This window comes from Sinomonas terricola (assembly GCF_034931225.1).
Taxonomy (GTDB): domain Bacteria; phylum Actinomycetota; class Actinomycetes; order Actinomycetales; family Micrococcaceae; genus Sinomonas; species Sinomonas terricola.
The window spans coordinates 1-2,095 of the sequence record NZ_JAYGGQ010000033.1; the positions used below are offsets into that span (position 1 = coordinate 1).

Here is a 2,095-nt window from a genome sequence, read left to right on the forward strand (position 1 = left end):
GCATTCCGATCACCCGAGACACGCCATTCCGATGACCCGAGACACCCCATTCCGATGTCCTGAACCAGCACACTGTCAGCCCGACCACGAGGCCGCGGAAACCCAAGGGTTCCCGCGGCTTCTGCGTAGGTGTGATTTGAACCGGCCATCAAATACCCATCAAAAACCCCTCCCGCGGGGTGCCCTCGCGGCCCCGGCATTCGGCCCGGCGGCGTTCCTTCCGGACCCTCCCGGATGGCCCGGGACGCCCGGTGCACCTGCCGGGCATGAGCACTCCAGCACCCCTCCCGACGCCCCTTCCCGGACTGCCGCCGCTGCTCGGCATCCGCGAGCTCTCGGCCTACCTCGGCGTGCCTGTCTCGACGGTCTACGACTGGCGCGCCCGCGGGCTCGGGCCGGCCGCCTACCGGTTCGGCAAGCACCTGAAGTTCGCGGCGGCCGACGTGACCGCCTGGATCGAGGCGCAGCGCGATCCCGCGCCGCGGCAGCCGCCGGATCGGCGGTGACGCGATGAGCCGCCCGCGCCTGACGATCGGCACCTACGGGGAGGTCACGACCCGACGCCGCCCCAGCGGCCTCATCGAGGCCCGCACCCGCTACCGGGACTGGGACGGCGTCGTCCGGCTCGTGCAGGCCAGCGCCGCGAGCGCCGCGGCCGCGACCCGCGCGCTCAAGGCCAAATGCGCCGACCGCAACCTGCTCGCCCCGACAACCGGGGCACTTGCGCCCGACAGCCCGTTCCCCCACCTCGTCGAGTATTGGCTCGAGGACATCGACCTCGAGGGCCGGCTCGCGACCGCGACCCGGCAGCTCTACGAGCGCGACATGCGCACCCTCGTGCTCCCGGCGTTCGCAGGGCTCACGCTCCGGGAGATCGGCGTCGCGCGTTGCGACCAGTTCCTCAAGCAGCTCGCGAAGCAGTCCTACGCGAAGGCCAAGCACGCCCGCGTCGTGCTGCGGCTCGCCCTCGCCCTGGCGGTCCGCCACGAGGTCCTGCCCCGGAACCCGGTCGACCACGTCGCCCGCCTCCATCGCCCGGCCAGAACGCCGGATGCGCTCACCCCGGCCGAGGTCAACGCGATCCGGGCCGCGATCGCGTTCTGGGAGGCCGGCCGATCGCCGTCGGGGCCGAAGCCGGACGGCCAGCTCGGGGCGATCGTGGAGGTCATGCTCGGCACCTCCGCCCGGATCGGGGAGGTCCTGGCCCTCCGCCGCCGCGACATCGACATCACCGGGGCACCGCCCTCGCTCCGGATCGCCGGCACCATCGTCAGCCACCGGGGCGAGCCGACGGTGCGGCAGGACCACCCCAAGACCGCGAAGTCCCGCCGCACCGTGGCCATGCCCTCGTTCACCGCCGAGGCCGTGCGACGCCGGCTGGCGAGGCTGGAGGACCGGTCGCTGGATGCCCTGCTGTTCTCAAGCCGGGAGGGGACGCCGCTGACGACGAACAATGTCCGACGCCAGCTCCGCCACGTGATGGACCTGGCCGGGATCGCCGGGGTCACGCCGCACATGTTCCGCCGAACCGTCGCGACCGCGATCAGCGCCCAGGCCGGCGTCGACCTCGCCGCCGAGCTGCTCGGCCACACTGACCCGAAGATCACCATCCAGCACTACATCCGCCGCAACGAGATGGTGAACCCTGCCACGGCCGAGATGCTCGAGCGCGCATTCGCGAAAGACGAGCTTTGACCTTCCCCAGCTGCCTGCCTGCATGCGACGCTGGGCGGGAGCGTTCGGATCGTATCGGCGGCATGAGGGGGGCTCGTGGGAGGGGAGACGCTGTGCATGGCGGTTCCGTAGTCTCCCTCGTGATGGCGGCCGACGGTGCCGCCACCGTGGCGGCGCCGTGCGACCTGGGCTTATGCTCGCCGACGGCGAACCAGGACGCCCGCCATCGCGGAGCTGGCGAGTTCGTTCCAGGTCAGCACCGACGCCCGGGCGGTCATCGCGCTGCCGCGTGTTCGCGCGCCTTCCCGTTCGCCCTTAACGGTGGGGCCACGGTGGCCCCACCGTCTGACGCGAAGATTTAGTTGGTTGGTGATCTCGTTAGCTGGCGCGAGCGAGGGTGACCTGGTAGCCCATGGCTTCG

At 71.5% G+C, this 2,095-nt stretch carries 2 protein-coding genes; both read left to right on the forward strand.

What is annotated here, in order from left to right; genetic code table 11:
• Positions 1-266 precede the first annotated feature (266 nt).
• Positions 267-506, forward strand: coding sequence for a helix-turn-helix domain-containing protein (locus SPF06_RS21970; RefSeq protein ID WP_323281299.1), 240 nt, complete (start codon positions 267-269; stop codon positions 504-506).
• Between the two features lie 4 nt (positions 507-510).
• Complete coding sequence (locus tag SPF06_RS21975) at positions 511-1,695, forward strand: tyrosine-type recombinase/integrase (protein WP_323281300.1); 1,185 nt, start codon at positions 511-513, stop codon at positions 1,693-1,695.
• Positions 1,696-2,095 lie beyond the last annotated feature (400 nt).